Raw genomic sequence first — 20178 nt, 5'->3', positions numbered from 1 at the left:
CCGCCCCTATTCTGAGACTGGTTCGCGCGTTCAGATGCGAGTACGCGCATTGAAGGTGGTCGACAAGGTCGCGAAACGATGTATGCGAGATTGGGTGATCGCCGAGAATCCCGCTATTTAACTTCAATTTTTTGCGTCGCAATGGATTGCGATCGCAGGAGCGCTCAAATGACAGCAGAATTTCCGGCTACGTATATCGTTGGTACGGCGACAGGCCTGACCGCAAGAACGCTTCTCCAGGAATTGGTCGATTTGCCGATGAGTGTGAAGCGGTTCGGGGTGATGGGCGACGGTGTGACCGACGATACAGCGGCACTACAGACAGCGCTCAATGCCGGGATCCCGTTGTATTTTCCACCGGGTACTTACCTGTATGGCAATACGCTTACTGCGACGGCCTCGATCGTCGGGGCCGGGTGGAACTCGATCTTGCAGTGCACGACATCGCAAGGCCAGAATTCGGTGATTTACTGGAGGAAAGTCAGTAATTTCAAAGTACAGAATCTGCAATTTTTTTCGAAAAATTCGACTGCGTATTATCCGGATGAGAATGCCGGTTCAGTCAATATGCTGGACTGCAGTCAGTTTGAAATTTCGGGATGCAAGTTCAATAACTCGGCCGGTGGCGGCACGATAATGCGCAGTTGCGTCAACGGAAAGGTTTTCGATAATACCCTGTTCAATATCTGGCATGACGGCATTCATGTTACCAAGGCAAGCTCGGACATCACCATCACGAATAATGAAGTGATCAATGGCGGCGATGATGCGTTTGCGGTGGTTGGTTATTTTAACGAGGGCGTCCGTCCTCGCCGCATTACGATTGCAAACAACCGGGTTGTCGGAACCAAATATGCACGTGGCATAGCGATTGTGGGTGCTCAAGACATCACGGTGACCGGCAACCAGATCTACAACCCCATGGGGGCCGGTATTTATGTCGCGTCAGAGTTGACGAGCGTTTACCAGTCGTACGGTAACGATAACGTGACGGTCGCCAATAATGTTCTGGATACGTGCGGGGTGCAATCCAACATCGGCGCAATAGTCAATTCGCCAAACGGCCCGATCGGCTATGCGGCATTGGCCGTGACCGCGACGAGTGGATTCAATAATTCGAATATCACGATCGTCAACAACACGATCAAGAACGCGGCGGGAACGCCGATCGGACTATGGCAGCCGGCCGGAAACAACATCCACGTCAATATTTCGCAGAACACGATCAGCAATGCATGGGATCCAAACAACAAGAACGGATTCCCGCTGACGACGATCAGTGCGACCTCGGCGGCTCTGACGCTGAACTTTGCCAATACTCCTGGCGTTGCCGTCGGCATGACGGCCTGGTATTTCAACGGTTCGACAAGCGTACCGATCGGCACGGTCGTATCGGCAGGCGTATCGACGGTAACGCTGAACCAGAATGCGACTGTACCGAGTGGCGGGACCGTGATTTTTTCAGGCGTCGGCTTGTTCGGCGCGACGATCGCAACGACCGCTTCCGCCGCGAGTGCCGCCACGTCGTTGACGTTCGCCGCGACGACCGGCGTCACTTATAACGACAACTATGGCTTTGGGTCGCCTGGCAATGAAACAACGGGCGTGTCGATTGGGCAGAGCGTCAGCGGTACCAACATCGCGTCCGGGACGTTCGTGACCGGTGTGACGGCGAATTCGGTGACGCTCAGCAAGGCGACGACCGGCACCGTGGCGAGCGGTGCTTCCATTGTCTTTACCCCGATGGTCTGCATGACGTCTCAAACGATCACGACCTCGGCCGCATCGGCGACGGGAACCAACACGCTGACGTTTACGCCGTATCCGTCGGCACGCGGCTGTGCGGTGGGGCAAGGCGTATCCGGAACGAATATCCCGGTCGGCACTTACGTGACGTCGGTTTCCGGTAACGGAAATGGCCCGACCGTCACGCTGTCCAATAATTTCACGGGCAGCGGAATTGCCAGTGGCGCGTCGATTACGTTCACCGGGACCGGCGGACTGAGCGCCGTTTCCGGAATCACCCTGTACAACACCCGAGGGTGCATCGTCTCGAAGAACCAGCTGTCCGGCATCTCGAAGGACGGGATCTACGTGGACGGATCCTGCACGTCGTTCACGGAGATCAGCGGCAATACCGGGGAAAATATCGGCTGCTGCAACGGGTTCGCTCGCCTCATGACGATCGGGACGCTCACGGCCGGGGCAGCGCTCAAACTGCGGGGAAACTATATGGCCCAGCCGGTCAATTATCCTCGCGCAATCGACTCGCTGATCTCATCGAGCTCATGGGCCTACACGTCGTGGAGCGAAGACAATATCGCGCAAAACGGCTTTGTCGGCTTCGGCGTGCAACTGACGCCGGTTGCGCAGACGGTGGGTGCTTCGCCGTGGACGTTTGCGAACAACAACCTGAGCGCGATCAGCATGTCGGTCGCCGGCGGTACGGTGTCGTCAATCAGCGTGTCGCGAAACGGACAGCAGGCGTATGCCACCGGGTTGACGAACGGCATGGTCGATCTCAAGCCGGGCGACGCCATGACGGTTACCTATAGTGCAGCGCCCACCGTCACGATGATTCCGAGACTGGGGCAGTAGCGCGGGAATCGAACGCGACGCGCAAGCGGGGAGGGGCGGGCGACGATGATGTCGACCCGCCCCGCGTTCATCTCGGAATGCTGTTTCGTATTCCGGATGAATGGGCCGAAACGGGTCGGTATTTTGCGTCGCGTGTCGATTTTCGGAGGCTGACGTTGCGCAGGGTTACTTGGTGACGAGCGCGCCGGTCAACCCCGCGCTGATCGCCGGCAGCAGCAGGTTCAGCACGCGGCTCGCGCGGACCAGCCCGGTGTTGTCGACATAGACGATGTCCTTCGACGTGAGCGGGAACTGGTTCGCTAGCAACATCGAAACAGGCGACTCCATGTCGAGGTGATAGATGACGGGCGCGCTGTCGGCGGCCTTGCGCAGCACGAACACCTGTTTGGCATTCGACGTCTGCTGGTTGAGCTGGCCGGCTTCCGAGAGAGCTTCACTCAGCGTGAGCGAGCCGTCGCGTTGCGGCGGCACGGCCTGCGGCTTGTTCACTTCCCCCATTACGTAGACGGGATTGTCGTCGCGAGCGCCCACATGCAGCAGGTCGCCTGACTGCAGCATGATAGCGGCGGGGCTCTTGCCCGTTTTCATCATCTGCGCGACATTCACCGGATAGATCGTGCCATTGCGCGTGATCGTCACGCGACTCTGATCCGCGGTCGGTGCAAAGCCACCTGCGCGATTGACCGCTTCGACTAGTGTCATTGGAATGTCGTTGATCGTCTGCGAACCGGGTGCGCGCACTTCGCCGTCTATATACACTTGCTCGGCGCGGAAAGATGCCACGCGAACGGTCACTTGTGGTTTGACAAACACCTTCTTGAGTTCGGCATCGAGTTCCCGCTGGATCTGCGCCGCGGTCTTCCCGGCTGCGTGGATCGGTCGTGTCACGTATGGAAACTGCACGTTACCGTCACTATCGATAACGAAACCCGGCGCTGCGTCAGAGGACTTCGTGTTCTGCGTTGGCTGGCCGACAGCGGCAGCGAACTCCGGGTGATCCCATACCGTGATTTGCAACACGTCGCCCGGGCCGAGCTTGTAGCCATTCGGTTTGCCGAGCAGATTGCTCGGGATTGGCAACGCAGTGCGGCCCTTTTGCTCCGTGCGAATCTGGTTGATCAGAGTCAGATCGATCTGCTTGAGTGGAACCTTCATGTCACTAGTCACGTTGCCGTTGTCGGCGGTCGTGACCGGTAATGCAGCTGGTTCTGCCATGTGCTGGCCTGGCGCAAACGCACACGCCGAAAGCAGAGTGGAAATCGCCAGGGAGAACGCAGCGTACATTTGACGCACCGCATGGTTGTTCTTGTTCGGCACCAACGTGTCGAATAGCTGGTGGTTGTTCATGTCGTCATTCAGCATAGTTAAACAAGAAATATTTACGCGAAGTACTCTGACGTTCGCTATTTTCCGGACCACCACGGAGCGACATCACACGCGTTCGCTCGTGTTCGTGACGTGATTGATTCCATCCCAACGATCTTGCCGATTGCTCGCGTGCAACATCGGAATGCATTCGAAAATCAACGATGACAGCGATGCCGCGTGGAATGTCCGCCTGCGATCCATGCTCAGCTGTCATCGGTTCGGCTTGCCGTTTCGATGAACCGACTATCAAACGCCTTGACTTCGTCGCATGCTGCCAGGCGTGCCGGCCGACCCATGATCCGGGGAGTGGAAAACCGGACAACCGTCGTCTGACGCAGCCCGGTCACATGCGGGCAGTGTGCAAGGCCGAGATTCGTTCCTGCATGGTTCACGTTGTATGATCCAGGGAAGAGGGACGTACGTTAATAGACGGTTTCATAAAGACCTGAAGGGACTGTTAACCTTGCCGGCGAGCTGTTAACACTGACGTTCCAAGTGATGCGAGTCGACGGGATGGGGCAACCAGTCATCGACGACGAATTGTGGACACGGTTCGAACCGTTACAGCCGGTGCGGAAGCCGCGGCGCAAAAAAAAATCCCGGTCGATTGCCTGAAGCGGTACGTGAGGCAGCGATTCGCGTGGTCCGCTTCGATGCGACGGGCTTCTGCACATTGCCGTCGGTTCAGCGTAGTCGGTCACCACGGGGCTGCCTCACAAGATTGAACCGAACAGGCAATACCGGCGCGGTGTCCTTTGGGCAGTGGAATGCGGCACGAACACGCCGATCCATATCCAATGCAGGACCGGCGGTTGATCGATCACAAACCTGTCCTGTTCTATCTGCCCGCCTACAGCCCCAAGCTCAACAAGAACGAGATCGTATTGAGGCAATTCAAATATCGATGGCGACGCTTCTTCATCTGGACCAAGGAAACCATCGATGCGGGAACTGCCGACCTACTGGCCGGAGTTGGCATCAAATTTCAAACCAACTTCTCGTGAATATTTACCGTGCCTTTGCGTACCAGAGCGTTTCATCTTTATATCCTCGCATCAATGATCCCACGCCGCCCTGTTTGAAAAGAATTGTCAAAACTGGGGGCGAAACACTGGATGAGCGATATGACATGGCGCGTCCACGTCATGTGTCTGACTTCGTCATCAAGCCACCGTATTGCCATAATCCGCTCGCTAGCGAAACGGAACTCCTAACATAGCACGAGACGGGTTGGCAACCCAGTGATTCGCTTCACCAGTGTCTCTTAATGTAAGCCATCGCACTTAGCACGCCGAGCATTTATCGCATAGTGGTCCAGGCAAACAGAATCGTTTGTTCTCGGGGCAAGGGTTCGGTGGCGCGCTTTTTGCGTGCCGCGGTCGGATACGGAATAGGTGCCAGAGGTGAAGTGACCCGGCACGAATGGCGCGGCATGCGTGACCGAAAGCACGCACTGCGACAAGAACCCCGTCAGGGTGGAAATTTTGGAGCTTGTGCATGGCATTGGATAGGCCTTCATTGAATGAGCATCGCGACGGAGCAGGAAGTGCTTCTCGCGATACGTTTAGGCTTACGCTGGCCGAATTGCTGGAAAATGTGTTTGATCATCGATACGTCTTTCTTGCCGTTTTCCTGGGGTGTTTGCTGTTGGCACTTATATATGCCATGGCAGCAACGCCGATATATTCCGTTGACACGTTGATACGAGTTCAGGAAAACAAGCATAGTGCGCTGGGTTCGCTCTCGGAGATTTCAAATGCACTGGACATCGAAAACTCGGCGGTAGTCGGCGAAATCGATATCGCTCGCTCGCGCACGGTTGTCACCCAGGCGATCGAGGCGACTGCCGCGCAGGCTGATGTTTCGGTCGGGAACCGGATTCCGCTCGTCGGCGGTTTCCTTGCTTCGATTTTGTCGAAAGATGCGGATGGTCTCGTCGTCCCGTTGTTCGATACGCCGTTCTGGGCGTGGGGCGGTGAAAGAATCGAATTCAGGAAATTCGACGTTCCGGATGCACAGATTGGCAAGAAGCTGGAGTTTGATTATCTTGAAGGCAACCGGTTCTTGTTGAAGGACAGTAACGGTCAGGAGGTGTTGAGGGGGGTAATCGGCAAACCGAGCGCAGGTAATGGTTATCTGGTGGATGTATCGCGGATCGTGGCGCGCTTCGGTACGGAATTTCGCGTGCGGCGGGCCCCCACGCCGGTGCGGCTCGACGCGATCCTGGAGAAATTGAGCGGGGCGGAAACGAAACGCCAGTCGGGCATTATGCAGCTGAGTCTCGAGGACCCCGATCCCGTGTTTGCCGCACGACTACTCAACGCCATTGCTGCGGCCTATCTGGATGCCAATGCAAGACGGCGCTCCGAGGACGCCGAGCACAGTCTGGCGTTCCTTGACACGCAATTGCCGGTAGTGAAGGCGCGGCTGGAGCAGGCGGAGCAGGCGCTGAACACGTTTCGCAACGCGCAAGGGTCGATCGATTCACAAGGCGATGTGAAGCTGCTGATTGACCAGTTGGCGCTGGTCGAAAAGTCGCGCCTCGAAGCCAAGCTCGAATATCAGGACTTGTCGTCCAAGTATGTTGCCGGACAACCTCAGATCGCCGCCGTAGCCAACAAGCTGAAGACGCTCGATCAGCAGTCGGCCGAATTGAAAAGCAAAGTTGCGCATTTGCCGTCGCAGCAGCAGACTTATTTGCGCTTGGCGCGCGAAGTCGAGGTCAACAATCAGCTATATGTCGGTTTGCTGAACAACACGCAGCAGTTGCAGATTGCGAAAGCGGGCACGGTTGGCAATGCGTCCATCATCGACAAGGCTGACGTTAGCGACAAACCGGTTCGGCCGAAGCGTATGCTCGTGATTGTGCTGGGCGCAGCGATCGGACTGATACTGGGCGTTGCTGCGGCTCAAGGCCAGGCATTGTTCTTTCGATACGTTCGCGATCCGAAGCATTTGGAAACGATGGCCGGCGTCCCGATGTTTTGCGTTCTTCCGGCCGCGCCACATCAGATTGACGCCGACATGAGCGATAGGTCTGCGTTCGTCGCCGTGAGGGAGCACCCTGATACGCCGCTGGCCGAAGCACTGGAAAATCTGGCCTTGCTATTGCGTTACAGGGTGACTGCAGAGCGCGGCAAATCAAAGACCGTTCTGATTACATCTCCCGAGCCGGGCCAGGGCAAGTCGACGATCTCCGTCAATCTTGCCTACCTGTTCTCGGAAAGTGGCTTCAAGACCTTGCTTGTGCGTGCCGATGTGGGCGATTCGAGCACTGAGCGATGCTTGTCGGTGAAATACGAGAAAGGTTTGTCCGATGTGTTGAAGGGCTCACTCGAACTCAAGAAGGCGATTTCCCGTATCCATGAAAATTTTGACTTACTGCCTGCGGGAAAACGTGTCAAGCCGTTGCGGAATCTGTTTGGATCGGAAAAGCTGGAGGCGCTGCTCACCTCGCTGCGAGGCGAATACGACATGGTCGTCGTGGATGCGCCATTGGCACGTCCGGTCGCAAACGTCGCCATGTTATCGAGGTTCGCCGACGTTACGTTGATGGTGGCACGGCAAGGCTCGGTCAGCTACACCGGCGTGGTGGAAGCGATTGAGAACTTGAACAAGGTTGGAGCGAATGTGGATGGGCTGGTGTTCAATGGCTTTGAGCCTTCACCGTTTCGTTACGGCTATTACGCGAACGCGCGTCGACCTGCGAAAGAACCCCGGCCGCAGGCAGATTCAGGCGACGTCGTATCCGATACGCTTTTGCTCAGGGCATGGGGCCGATTAAGAAAGGAGCTGCTCAGAAACGTTGTGTGATATTGGTCAACGCGGAGCGTACCAAATAGGTGATTTGGCTGTAGCGGAAAGCATACGTCAAGTCGATTCAGATGCGGCGTGAGTTATGTCGTTCCTCGGGCGTGGTCGATGAGCTGGAATGGCGTGATGCGGTACAGGCTCGTTGTATTGAATTAACGCCGGGCTTTTACGACTTCACCGTGAAGGCGATTGGCATCTTGGCTGAGCTGCGTTCGATCAGGCGTTACCGGACGCAGCTCGTCATGTATCCACTGCGCGCGACCGCAATCGCACGCTTAAGCAGTTTGAGCATGCTGTATCAGGAGGATTGGGTTCTCACGCCGCCAGATATCCACCTGGTCGGCGGACGTGCAGGGGGCATTTTCATCGTGTGCCGCACCCCGGACACGTGCGAGGTTTCATCAAAAAGCTGAAAAACCGGTACGTCGGGTTGACACAGCCGCTGATCGCCGCGGCGGATTTGACGAAGCGGGCCGGAATCAAAGCGTATTTGGTCGGAAACGTGAGCGACGAAGATCCTGGCTATTCTTGATCTGCGGATGTGCATGTAGTGCCGGCATTGCAAGAAGGCGTCGGAAGCACGGCGCTCGAGGCGCAACTCGTGGGTGTCCCGGTGGTTGCGTCGGACCGCCGGTGCACCGAGACGCGATGGAGCATTCCTGATCGCTGCCGACATGCTTAACGCCGCTGTCTGGGGCCGGTAAGCCGGCCGGCTTGTCAATGACGGGTTGCTTAAGGATGGACGGGTGCACAACGGCAAGGCAAAAGCGCAACGACTTTTATCGCAGGCGGTCGGCTCACAGCTGCGTGGTGCACTTGATCGGGCGGTGCATGAGCAATGGAACGAATTTCGGATTGCAGCATGATAGATAAGACGACGCGAGCGATACGGGTCAACGAAGGTCCAATATCCGCAACTGGCGTGATGGTATCGACGCTATTTACGCTTGCGTTGCTGATCAATGCGGTGATGCCGGCGCTCGGAATGAAGGAGTCGAGCGCCATGTGCACGTTGTTGTTGGCGACATTGGGACTCGTCGGTCTGGTCAAATATCGACCGGTGTTTGCAGTGTCAATGCTCTACGTGCTGGCGATCGGACTGACCGCATTCCTTGCGGGGGTGGGATTGGAGGACGGCGGGTATCTTCGGGAAACCGACATCGCCGGTGAAGCGACCGGCGCGTTTAGCCGGCTCTTTTCTTTCTATCTGATTTTTGTCGTCTGTGCGCTCGTTGCATTTGGCCGGTTCCTGGACGAACGCCCTGCGCATGAGCCGATCACGGCGCGGATAACGTTGCAACCGATAAGCATTGTGGTGGGGTTCGGACTTGCGGCCGCGATTATCGTTACCGGTGTGCTCGCGGGGCTAACGTCGGGATTCTCGTTATTTACCGGCATCAATAGGTATGCGTTGCGTAATGACGCCTCGAACGGGACGATGTTCAACCTGTTCCTGAACAACCAGACCTTCATGGGTTTTTTGTTGGGGACCATCGCCACCAGTTATGACAAGCGCATCCGGTTGTTGGCGATCGTTACGATGGCTGTCGACTTGGGGCTTAACGTGCTGCATGGCGAACAGTTCATGGCAGTGCTGCACATCGGCCTGTGCTCGCTGGCTCCGTTTATCGCGATTCATGCGATGAACGGCAAACCGGTCGTTCGTTATCTGGGTGTTGGCGCGGGATTGGCGCTATTGCTCGGCACCGTTTCCATAATTTACGCCTATAGGGGGCAGGGGCTGGAAGTAACCGATGTGATCTCTTCACGCTTCCTGCTGCAGGGCCAGCCCTGGTACGTGGTGGACAGCGACGCACATATGTTCACGGCACCGATGCTGGGTGGCACCGCTGCATTTTGGCGTTTCGTGAACTCTCTCGGTTCCTGGACAATGCCAACCTTTTTCAACGATGCTGAACCGAGTGGCTTGCGTGACTTGATGATGTCGTATACCGAGCCCCAGCTCCTCAAGGCCTACATATTCGACGACGTCACCTTCACGATGGGAAACATGGCAGTGCCCGTGTATTGGTTTGGTTATGCCGGAGGGGCGGTCTTTGTCGCGATCACCGGCGTCGTATACGGTGCGCTGGGCGCGCTACAGATTCTGGTTGCGATGCGCGGCGGGGTCGTGATGCTATGGCTGATGGCGAAGGTCTTTTCATATGCGACCTTCGCTGTTCAGCAAGGCGATTACTGGATGATGTTCGGATCGCGTACGGTCTTTTATGCGCTGGCCGCACTGGCTTGGTGGTATTGGGTCGATACGAGGAACGCAGACTTGAATTGAAGCAGATGAGGTAATCCAGGACTCTTTTGTCCGCGGTAAACATTGACGCTTTGCCGTCATGCTGATTTTCATGGTCGCTATCGGCTGATCATGCAATCGTCGAGCATATCGGAACTTGCGTTGACCTCGGCATTCGTATTGTTCGTCAGCCGATCGTGCTGGGTTCGTCGATGTCCTGGGCCGGATCCAGGAATGGGTGGGTTTTATTGTTTTGTCGGTGTAATGAAATGGATTGTTAATTATTTAATATTGGCAAAATTGTTTATTGGGTTTTCATCATTCCAGTCATGTCAAGAGCGAAGAGTTCGGAGCATTTTCAGCATGTCGATGCCATGCGCGCCGTTGCGGTGATATTCGTCATATGGACGCATTATGCCGAACGCTTTGCCCCCCTTGCGGGCTCGCAACACGTGCTCGACACACTGCAACGCTCCGTGAATTTTGGAAGAATTGGCGTGGTGATCTTCTTCGCGATTAGTGGCATGCTGATTCCTACCAGCCTGTACGGCGAGGTTGGTGCGGGCACGAAGCGGTTCCTTATCCGAAGATTCTTTCGACTGTATCCTGCATACTGGTTGGCGCTTCCTGCTGGATATTTTGTTCATTGGTATTTGTTTGATAAAAAAATGGATATTTATGGTTTTTTTTCAAATGTGACTATGATTCCAGCCGCATTTGGAGAAAGCCTGATCTTGCCGCATGGCTGGACTCTGGAAACGGAGTTGTATTTTTATGGGCTGTGTCTGATATTGTTCTGGTGCGGCGCGCTTCATCGGATGTGCTATTTGTGTCTCGTCAGCATCGGGTTATGCGGCCTATTTGTGGTGACTCTCGAGTTGAGACTCTTTCCAGCCAATGTGCTCAGCGAATACAAGACCATGTCGTATCATCTCGGAATCATGTTTTGGGGTGCCTGTTTTCGCCAGGCGTACGACAATCCTTTTCAGTTGTTACGTGTTCGATGGAAAAGCAGCGGTGCGCTGACTCATGTATCTATAACTTATAGATCGGCGGCAACCTGTGTGGCTATGTTGATTGTCGGCATTGCGCTGATGGGTGCTATCAACGATTGGCGACATCACAACCTGGATCACCTGCCGAATTCGCTCGCTTACTTGATTGGCATCGCGATATTCGTGACACTTGCGACCTTTCTGAAGCTTCGTATCCGCCTGCTTTCATGGCTTGGCGAGATCAGTTACTCAATCTACTTGCTGCACAGTCTCCCGCTTTTCGCTGCATTCTGGTTGTGTCAGCGCTTTCACATCGTTGGCTGGCCTCTCGGTGTTTACATGATCGTGCCGATCGTGCCTTTGATTCCATTGTCTTGGGCCGGCTATCGATTGTGTGAAGCTCCGTTTGTGCAGCTTGCGCGTACGCTCACTGCGCGACGGAGTAGTGGTGCGTTCGCGTCCGGTGGTGCCGACGGCTGATCCGTGCACGTCGATCTTATCGGCGTTCAGGCCGGCCGGAAAATGTGGAAGCCAACGTTTCGTGGAATTGAGAAACGGAGGGTTGGATGAATCGAATTCCAAGAGCGGTCTATACGAAGGGGCGACCCTGTCGCGGAGAGGCGGCTGGAGCAGCCCCTTGAAACACCGGACACAGCCTCTTGCTCAAGCTAGCGGCCAGGCATAAGACCGTGTCTTTGACTAACAACGGGCGGGAAGCGATGGAAGTGTTGACGGGGGACGGAGCGTCGGCGCCGCTGGACGGCGCGGCAGAATCCGGCGATGGTGCGGGGGAGCTTCGAACCGGGGTAGTCGGTTTCGATGGTCGTGTGCCAGTACGACGTGAATCCCAACCAGCAGTTCCACGGGGGCAAGCTGTACCAGGACGGGAGCCTGTCAGCGGTCAAGGCTGGCGAGGACGTGTTTCCGGCCTCGGAGTGGGCGGACGCGCTCAAGCAGATTCGCGAGCTGCAGCGGATGCTCGGCATGACGGCGATGGAGAACGAGATCTTCCACGAAGCGATCGAGTACGGCCTGGCAGAAAAACGGATAGCGCACTTGCCGTTGCTGCCGGAGGACGGTCAGTGAAACTGGTCTGTGAAGTTGTTGGCGTGTCGCGAAGGAGCGTATTGGCACGACTGTCGCGTTCGGCGACGTGGCGCGATGGTCGTCAATCGAAGCGGATCGACGACGATGCGGGTTACACGGCGGACGGCACGCACCGGTTCGCAGTGACCATCGGCCTGAATCCATTGACCACGTCGATGTGCTGCCCACAAAGTAACGGTATGGCCGAGAGCTTCGTGAAGACGATGAAACGCAACCGTGTCGCCTTCATGCCGAGGCCGGACGCAGCGACTGCTGCACGTAACTTGACCATAGTGTTCGAGCATGACGACGAAAGGCATTCCCATCGGGCGCTGAAATCTCGCTCGCCATGCGGGTTCCGGCGCTCGATGAATTCAGCAACCTTCGTGTGATGCCGAATCCGGTATTGCAGGGTCAACTCCAGTTAGTGAAACAACGAAGAGGCTAACAGAGCCGGCGGCGGGTTAACCGCCCCTGCCACTCATTTTGTCAGAGCGAGGACCAAATCATGACACCCATCCAGTTTAATGGATGCGTCGGCTGGCTTCACGAGGGTACTCGAACACATGGCATCGTAATTTGCGAGCCACTAGGTCACGAAGCGCTTTGGCTTCATAAACTCGTGCGTTTGCTCGCCGAGCATCTTTCGGACCGTGGCTTTCCGGTGCTGCGCTTTCACTATCCGGCGAGCGGCGACTCGCTTGGCGACGAACGCGATGCCAACCGCTTTGACAGCATGCTTGGGAGCGTTCGGCTCGCGGTTCAGACATTGCGGGAGCGCGTCGCGCCAGACAGTCTGACGCTCGTTGGCGTGCGTGCCGGCGCGGCGGTTGCGCTCCTCGCTGCGGATGACATCCCCGGGCTTACTCACTTCATCGCGCTTGCGCCCGTGGTGCGCGGTCGCAGCTACCTGCGTGAGCTTTCTTCCGTCGCGCAACGCTGGCTCGACAACGTGCCACCGACCGTGCGGTACGTGGTTCGCGATGAGGCGCCGCTCAATGTGCTCGGACACGTGTATCCCGACGATCTGGTCGCGGCGCTCCGGCGTATCGACCTGTGCCACGCTGCCGGTCAATTGCGTGCGTTACCGGCGCGCGCATTGCTTGTCGATGCACCGTACGGCGACGGTGCGGCGCTATCGGATGCGTTACAGGCGCGTGGTGTCGTGGTGAGCGTCCATCCATGTGCCGACTGGGCGGTCGCAATGCGGGAGCCCCTCTGGTCGCGGCTGCCGGATACATTGCTCGACACGATTGCCGGCTGGATCGACGACGATCCCGACCGAACCGTTCGCGTATCCGCGCGGCGCCCCGACTCTGGTGTCGTACTCACCGGCAAAGGCAGTGTCGAACGAGTGGTTCGCGTGGGGACCCGACAATTGGTTGGGGTGCTGTGCGAACCGACCGAAGACATGATGCGTGCAGCCGCGCCGACCCTGCTGATCACCAATACGGCCGCGAATCCGCGCATCGCAGACGGGCGGCTCGCGGTTCGACTCGCCCGTTCGCTCGCGGCGCGGGGTATCTGCAGTCTGCGCATCGATTCGAGCGGAATCGGTGACAGCAGCGAGCGTGCGCGCGACAACCAATTGGACATCCCGTATTCGGATCAGATGATCGTCGACATGGTCTCGGCCGCAAACTGGCTGAAAGCCGAGGGGCATCATAAGGTCGTCGCATTCGGGATTTGCTCCGGTGCGTACACGTCGCTTCATGCCGCCGCTCGTGGGCCGTTCGCCGGCGTGATCGCGGTCAATCTCCCGCTCTTCGTGTGGCCGCGCGGAGAGACTCTCGCGAACGTGATCAAGAATCAGACGAATTCGATGCGCGGCTATTTTGCATCGCTGCGCAGCCCAGGCAAGTGGCGCCGCCTGCTGCTCGAAGGTCGTGATCTGCGTCCAGTGCTGCGCGTACTGTTGCGCTTCCTTGCGGATTTCATGTCGGTGCCGATCATGCGCGTCGCGGAGCATGTCGGGCGAGGCCCGGGCAAGGATACGCCACGGGGATTGCTGCGCGACATGTCGACGCGCGGCATCCGTACCCATCTCATCTACGGAACGTTCGATCCAGGCGTCGATGCATTGGTCCGGCATTTCGGTCCGGCATCGCGTGCGTTCGCACGCTTGCCGAACGTATCGGTCGACATTCAGGAAACAGTCGATCATTCGCTGCACGGCGGTACCGCCGCGCAATACGTTATCGACCGTTGCGCCGAGCTACTTGCGGGTTGGCGGACGTCGGCGGAGCTTGCGGCACCGGCGAAATCAAAACGTGTGACTTCGTCGCATTCACGCAAGCGTCGCACCGAGTCAACGCGCTAAGCCGCAGCGGGATCATGGTAGACGGGGCGCGTTGTATCGCTGCCGCTACCACGGTCTTCGTTTCGCGTGCTGCGGAAAAATTTTCCGGCGCGCCGAGCAATTCTGACGAGACCGTTTCTAAGTAACCGTGCGAACAGATTCGCCGCTCCCGAAACATTATGGTGGTCGTGTCGTTTTTCGCGTGGCCAATTTTTCGAAGTGGCGCGGCACCGTGACTCCGCTCAGGAGTATCGAGGAAACGAAATTGCAAGGAATGCAGAAAATTGAGCAAACTTTACTGTCAACAAGCGGCCCGCAGTATCACGCGTGCCGCACGGCGGGGCGTCGGATTGCGGAACAGCATCGAGAAGATCGTGCGAAAGCTCGACGACGATGGCACGGCGCCGCTCTGCCGGTATAACGTATATCGAGGTCCGTCGTGATGCGCGTGTTGGTCGTCAACGACTTCGTTCGAAAGGGGGGGGCGGAGGAGGTATACCGAGTGTCCGTCGACGTGCTGCGTGCACGCGACGACGTGGTGGTCGAAACCTTTGACGAGCATGCACTGTCCGGTGTCGAAAATAATCGGCGCGCACGTGCGTGGTCGCCTGCCGCTGCACGTGCCCTCGTGGCATTGCTCGAAAGATTTCGCCCGCAACGAATTCTCGTACACAATTATCACAACCTGCTATCGAGCGCGATCCTGCCCGTGCTCGCCCGCTACAAGAGGCGCTCGGGGTGTGGTTTGTACATGACCGCACACGACTACCATCTTGTGTTTTACAATCCGAGCCTTCAAGTCTATTCCCGCGGACACGCGCAGCCGTTGTCGCTTGATCAGTTGCATGGGGGCAGGCGCTTCGTCTCCATCGCCAGTCCGCACGGCGTTCTCCACGATGTCGCGAAGAAGTTGCATTGGCACGTAGTCAATGCGCTTTTTGACCCGCTTGGCCTGTTTGACGAGATCCTCTGTCCGAGTCCGTTCATGCGTGACCTGATCGCACGATTTGGGCGAACGCGCGCCACACTTCTGTCGAACCCGATTGACGCAACATTGGTTCCGTGCGCACCGAAACCCGCGCGGTCCGCTCGTCTGGATCTTGCGTTCGTCGGTCGTATCGAAGCGGACAAGGGCCTTGCCCAGTTTCTCGCGCTCATGGCCGAATCGGCCGGCGATGCGATTGCATCGTTCACCGTTTATGGCGACGGATCGGAGCGCGGCAACCTCGAGAAACGCCACGCAGACCTTGTCAAAGCCGGAAGGCTGCGTTTTGCCGGTCGTCTCGATCATGCTGCACTTTTCGCCGAACTGCCAAAGCACGACGCTCTTGTGCTGCCGTCGATCTGGGTGGAAAACGCCCCCCTCGTGATAGTCGAGGCAGCGATGCTCGGCCTGCCGGCGCTGGTGCACGACATCGGGAGTCTGTCGACATTTGGGGATGAGATCGGCAACAAGATTCTCTATCGGAACACCCCCAAAGATTTCTCGCGCGCAATCAACGCGCTACGTGCACACCTCGACAACGAAAGTCGCCACTACGATTGGTCGCGTTACTCGGTCGACTGCTACGCATCGTCGCTGTATGCCGTACTGGGCATCGATGCGCACGTACCGCGCACGTACGCACATTGACAGTCGGCGCACTGTTCACTATCAGCCCAGAAGGCACGATGACTGCCATTCGCAAAAACTTCGCCATGTTGTTCGCGTTGCAAATCTCGACGTATGTCGTGCCGCTCGTCACGTTGCCGCTCTTGACGCGTGCGCTCGGCCCCCAGCAGTACGGCCGACTGTCGTTCGTGCTCGCGGTTACGACGTATTTCATCAATCTGGTGAACTACAGCTTCGACCTGACGGCAACGCCGCGTGTCGCGCTCGCACGAGACAGGGTCGAGCGATCGAGAATCTTCTGGACAACCGTTTGCGCTCAGTGGTTGATAACCGTCGTAGGTTTCGCAGTGCTCGTTGCGATGACGCAGTTGATCCCGTACTTTGCGGCGGAACGCACGCCACTGTTGATCGGATTCGGGATGGCAATCGGTGCTGCGCTTACGCCAGGCTGGTACTTTCAGGGAATTCAGAAGTTGAGTGTGTACAGCATGACGGTGGTGGTGTACCGCGCACTCAGCGTCGCCGCCTTCTTCCTGTGGGTCCGCACACCGGACGATATCCTGCACGCGATTGCCATCAACGCGGCGGTGCCGTTGCTTTGTGGATTTACCTTGCTCGCTTACCTGTTCTTTCGTCGCGAGATTGCGAGCGTCCGCGTGCGGTTCGCCGATATCGTCGTCGCGGTGAAAGGCGGCTCGCAGGTCTTCCTCGCATCAACGTCAATCTCGTTCTATGCGTCGACCAATACCGTCCTGCTGAGTATCGTTTCGGGTAATGTCGCCGCAGGCTATTTTGCAGCAGGCGACAAGCTGATCCGTGCCGCCGTTGGCATGTTGCAGCCACTGAGGGCAACCACATACCCGCACATCACCTATTTGATGCATAACGCGCGTGACGAAGCGTTCGCGTTCCTGCGCAAGCTGATCGTCGTGCAGGGTGCGCTAGTGCTGGCAATGTCGGCAGCGATCTACGGGTTCGCGCCGCTCGCGGTCCGGATTCTGTACGGCCCCACGTTTGCGCCGACGGTCGGCGTGCTGCGTTGCCTTGCGCTGGTGCCGTTCATGGCTTGCATGACCGATCTGTTCGGCGTTCAAACGATGCTGCCGCTTGGCATGAAGCGCGTTTTCAGCATCATCCTGATCTCGTCCGGCCTGCTGAACGTAACGATACTGCCGCCACTCGCCTCGCTATTTGCAGAGCGTGGCGCGGCAATCGCGGTATTGATGGTCGAAACGGCCGTGGCCGTTGCGCTCGTGTACGTACTCTGTCGTGAACGGGTCGGCCTGATCAACATGCCGGCGAAATCGAGGTAAGGCGATTCGCGCTCTACATACGCGATGTGCGCGCGGAGCGGTAGCGCGACCGACCGACGATTCTGTCGAACCAACGTGATCGAGTAGAATCGGCCGGGATGTAACGCATGTCCATGCACCATGGCAAAGACGGAGGTGGCGCACAAGACGCTGCCCGCTGGGCACGAGCCGACCGACTGGCAAGGCAGACGTGATCGGCACAGTCTGCCAGCACCTGCATCGTCGGCAGGAATTGGCCGATCTGCCGATGAACGTGAGAGGGAATCGTCGTTGACGGCGACATGACTGACGATACGGCACGGCTGCTCCGGTCATCGCGATGATTCCGAGGTCGAGCGATAGCGCATGTCTTGATTTCGACGAGGATAGGGCGCGAGCGCGGATGATGTCGACTCGCTTCCCGTTCCCAGTGCTCCGTCTCGGCGACGGCTTGCATCGATCGCCCTACAGCCCCTTGAATATTTCCGTCATCATTTCCGCGCTTCTGCTCCAGCGATATTTCTCCGCATGCAGAATTCCCTTCCGCTTGAGCTCGGCTCTGAGCTCGGTGGAATCCAGCAGGTTCCGCAATTTTTCCGCGATGTCGTCCTGCGAATACGGGTCGCAGTACAGTGTTGCATCGGAACAGACTTCCGGCAGCGCCGCGGATTTTCCGACAACCGTCGGGCAGCCATATCGCATCGCTTCAAGAGGTGGTATGCCGAAACCTTCGTAAATCGACGGGTAAAGGAAGCACGCCGCGTGTTGATACAGCGCCTTCAATTGTTCGTCGCTTATATAGCCGACGTACTTGATGTTCGGTTCTGCCGCCGAGACATGATCCGGTTTTCCGAACACGGTGGTGTTCCGCATCCCGACGATGACGAGGTCGACCGACGGATCGTTGATCTGCCGAAACGCCGCGATGAGTCGGCCGAAGTTCTTGGTGGGATTCATGCTGCTGACCGCGAGCACGAACCGGTCCGGCTTCAACGAATGTTCTTCGAGCACGCTCGTGTCCGGTTCCAGTGAGTCGAGGTGATCCGCACCGAGCGGAACGACGCTGATTTTCTCAATGGAAACGCCGCAGTGGTGGGCGAGGCGATCCCGTGAAAAATGGGAATTGGTCAGCACGCAAGCGGAGGTTCGTGCCAGGATCCAGAACATGATCCGGTACCAGGCCCGGAACGGCCGGGAAAAGTGTGCGGGGGTGTCGAATACGGCCGCATCATGCATGTAGATGATCTGGTTGCCGACGAAAATGGAAGCCGAATTGCTGAGATTGACGAGGCGGCTGCGACGTGCGAAAAGGGGGAGCACCAGCTGCTCCCAGACCACACCCTTGTAAAAACCCACCTTGACCGTCTTCGCTCCGCTTACCGCGACGCCCGGCTGCGGTGGGACAAGGACAGTTACCGGATCGTGCGGTTGAAACTCGATCAGGGCGGCGATCAACTCGCGTGCGACTCTTTGTACCCCGGTCGTCTTCTGCGTGGTGAATCGGCCGTTGTACACGAGTTGTTTCGGTTTTTTGAAAGCGATCATGTCAACAATTGAATATCGAAATCGGAATCAGGCTTTGACGTGATTCGGGGCAACCGGCTTGAAATCGCCGGTGTCGGCACGAGACTCGTCGGTGTCCAGCCCGTAAAGGGCATGCCACTGCCGGAATATCGTGCCCATCGAAAACCGCTGAATCGCCAGTTTCCGGGCTGCCGCGCCCATTTGCTCGCGGAGGTGCCGGTCGTCGCGGAGCATGGACAGATACCCGGCCATCTCGTCGGCGCTCGACGCGACGTATCCGCTCACGCCGTGAATCACTACGTCGCGATTGCCGATAACATCCGTTACCACGGCCGGTATGCCTGCAACCTGGGCTTCGATCAGCGCGACCGGCATGCCTTCCCAGCGAGAGGTCTGGACGTAGATATCCAGTTCCGACGTGAGCTCCAGCGCACGTGTGCGGGTTACCCAGCCGCTGCAGACAACGGCCCGGCTTTGGCGGCGATCCGGGATCTCGGCAACGTTGCCGCCGATCCAGAGGAACTCGACGTCGGCGTCGTGCAGCTTGTCGGCGAGGCGCACAAACGCTTCATGGTTCTTCTGGAACGATGCTCGACCGCTCATCCCGATGACGACTTTGCGATCGTCGCGCGCGCGACGGGGCGGGATCTCCGCCACGTCGACACCGTTTTCCACCAGTACCGCTGATTTCGCACGGACCTTTCGCTTGATTTCTCCGAGCTCACTGCCCGAGCACGCGACGATGGTTCCGCCGATGCGAGCTGCGATTCGTTCGAAGCTCAGATACGTGAACTGCTTCATGCGCGAAACGTCGCAGCGCAGGAACGAGAGTCCGTGCGGCGAGTAGAGGACCGTCGCATTCGGGGCGGCGATCCTGGCGGCGACCCGTCCCAGCACGCCAGCCTTCGACGAATGCAGGTGAATCGTGGTCGGCCTGCAGTCGCGAAGGTTCTTGACCAGCGCGCGCAAGCTCAGAAGGTCCTGTTTAACGCTGACCTCGCGAGCCATGTCGACGTGGACGAGCTTCACGTCAGGCCGGAACAACGTTGAAAAATCGGTTGGCGTTTCCGGTCGGATCGAGTGCAGTACCGTCACATCGACGCCGATTGCCGCGGCATGGTTGGCGAGATGGGTCAGCATCGAAAGCACGCCGCCACCAAACGCTTCGGCAATATGAACGATCTTTTCTGTGGTCATCTTTGGGTCTATCGATTCGATCGCGCTTTCCGTCGCCCACCGTGAAGATGGGTGGCCGGGGAATCGTCAGGTCGCCGGCGAGTTGTGCAGGCGCAGCATTCGATTCAGTGAGCTATGTATTCCTAATTGATAAGTGAATGCCAATC

13 protein-coding genes and 1 pseudogene are annotated in these 20178 nt (G+C 57.6%); 11 read left to right on the top strand and 3 right to left on the bottom strand.

Annotated features, from left to right (window positions below; genetic code table 11):
- Positions 1-168 precede the first annotated feature (168 nt).
- Positions 169-2598, top strand: coding sequence for a glycosyl hydrolase family 28-related protein (locus JYG32_RS21785; RefSeq protein WP_213266929.1), 2430 nt, complete (start codon positions 169-171; stop codon positions 2596-2598).
- A gap of 165 nt (positions 2599-2763) precedes the next feature.
- Here JYG32_RS21785 and JYG32_RS21780 read toward each other — a convergent pair whose 3' ends face one another.
- Entirely contained in the window at positions 2764-3945 is a 1182-nt protein-coding gene (locus JYG32_RS21780) for a polysaccharide biosynthesis/export family protein (RefSeq protein WP_174381768.1), read from the bottom strand.
- A 788-nt stretch (positions 3946-4733) separates the two neighbouring features.
- Between JYG32_RS21780 and JYG32_RS21775 the strand changes: the two genes are divergently transcribed.
- The 10 genes and pseudogenes from JYG32_RS21775 (at position 4734) to JYG32_RS21735 (ending at position 17332) form a co-directional block, all read left to right on the top strand.
- A complete protein-coding gene (locus JYG32_RS21775) occupies positions 4734-4970 on the top strand; it encodes a transposase (protein WP_213266928.1) in 237 nt (78 codons plus the stop codon).
- A 493-nt stretch (positions 4971-5463) separates the two neighbouring features.
- Positions 5464-7779: a GNVR domain-containing protein gene (locus JYG32_RS21770; RefSeq protein ID WP_213266927.1), complete on the top strand. Its 2316-nt coding sequence runs from the start codon at positions 5464-5466 to the stop codon at positions 7777-7779.
- Between the two features lie 101 nt (positions 7780-7880).
- The gene (locus JYG32_RS21765) at positions 7881-8192 is read left to right on the top strand and encodes a hypothetical protein (RefSeq protein WP_213266926.1); all 312 of its coding nucleotides are present in this window, start codon (positions 7881-7883) and stop codon (positions 8190-8192) included.
- Positions 8193-8320: 128 nt separating this feature from the next.
- The gene (locus tag JYG32_RS39720) at positions 8321-8461 is read left to right on the top strand and encodes a hypothetical protein (protein WP_433960869.1); all 141 of its coding nucleotides are present in this window, start codon (positions 8321-8323) and stop codon (positions 8459-8461) included.
- Between the two features lie 180 nt (positions 8462-8641).
- On the top strand, positions 8642-10069 hold the full coding sequence (locus tag JYG32_RS21760; protein ID WP_213266925.1) for a DUF6418 domain-containing protein: 1428 nt from the start codon (positions 8642-8644) through the stop codon (positions 10067-10069).
- A gap of 287 nt (positions 10070-10356) precedes the next feature.
- Complete coding sequence (locus JYG32_RS21755; RefSeq protein ID WP_213266924.1) at positions 10357-11502, top strand: acyltransferase family protein; 1146 nt, start codon at positions 10357-10359, stop codon at positions 11500-11502.
- A 239-nt stretch (positions 11503-11741) separates the two neighbouring features.
- A pseudogene (locus JYG32_RS21750) lies at positions 11742-12500 on the top strand (transposase).
- Between the two features lie 116 nt (positions 12501-12616).
- Positions 12617-14428, top strand: coding sequence for a serine aminopeptidase domain-containing protein (locus tag JYG32_RS21745; RefSeq protein ID WP_213266923.1), 1812 nt, complete (start codon positions 12617-12619; stop codon positions 14426-14428).
- Positions 14429-14849: 421 nt separating this feature from the next.
- Positions 14850-16040, top strand: coding sequence for a glycosyltransferase (locus JYG32_RS21740; RefSeq protein ID WP_213267438.1), 1191 nt, complete (start codon positions 14850-14852; stop codon positions 16038-16040).
- A gap of 38 nt (positions 16041-16078) precedes the next feature.
- Entirely contained in the window at positions 16079-17332 is a 1254-nt protein-coding gene (locus JYG32_RS21735; protein ID WP_213266922.1) for an oligosaccharide flippase family protein, read from the top strand.
- 444 nt (positions 17333-17776) lie between these two features.
- Here the strand turns inward: JYG32_RS21735 and JYG32_RS21730 are convergent, their stop codons facing one another.
- Together JYG32_RS21730 and JYG32_RS21725 are read right to left on the bottom strand one after the other, a co-directional pair.
- Positions 17777-18856 (bottom strand): glycosyltransferase family 4 protein, encoded by a 1080-nt coding sequence (locus JYG32_RS21730; protein ID WP_213266921.1) that lies wholly within the window; start codon positions 18854-18856, stop codon positions 17777-17779.
- Positions 18857-18883: 27 nt separating this feature from the next.
- Positions 18884-20032, bottom strand: a complete 1149-nt coding sequence (locus tag JYG32_RS21725) for a glycosyltransferase (protein ID WP_213266920.1) — start codon at positions 20030-20032, stop codon at positions 18884-18886.
- Between the last annotated feature and the right edge of the window lie 146 nt (positions 20033-20178).

It is taken from the genome of Burkholderia pyrrocinia, from assembly GCF_018417535.1.
In the GTDB taxonomy this organism is placed as follows: domain Bacteria; phylum Pseudomonadota; class Gammaproteobacteria; order Burkholderiales; family Burkholderiaceae; genus Burkholderia; species Burkholderia pyrrocinia_E.
This window is presented reverse-complemented; position numbering and strand designations above follow the sequence as displayed.